The organism is Arthrobacter sp. C152, from assembly GCF_054890965.1.
The window spans coordinates 1-279 of sequence record NZ_JBTZSU010000114.1 but is presented as its reverse complement, the minus strand read 5'-3'; the positions used below and the strand labels follow the sequence as shown (position 1 = coordinate 279).

Annotated in this window: 1 protein-coding gene; it reads left to right on the top strand. The window is 70.3% G+C overall.

Features of this window, described 5'->3' with window-relative positions:
• The coding region (locus ACYSM9_RS21955; protein ID WP_461859056.1) for a hypothetical protein at positions 1-190 on the top strand (190 nt) is incomplete at its 5' end.
• Positions 191-279: the final 89 nt, after the last annotated feature.

The following is a 279-nucleotide window of genomic DNA, read 5'->3' as shown; positions in this document are numbered from 1 at the left end:
CAAGGGCTGCGCCCATCCTGGCCCGTCCGATCTCACGCTGGTCGGCGAGGCCGGCGGCTACGGTATCGTCCTGGGCGGTCCCGCCTCCGCATCGCCCCGCGCGCATCTGTCTTTCGAGGCGGCGCTGGAGCGCGTAAGGAGGGCGGCTCCGGCCGAGCCCCTCGCCGACGTTTTCAAGGTTCCGACATGAGTTCGCGCCTCGACTATCTGCGCGACGGCCAGGCCATCTACGCCCGCTCCTTCGCCATGATCCGCGCCGAATCCGACCTCGCCCGCTTC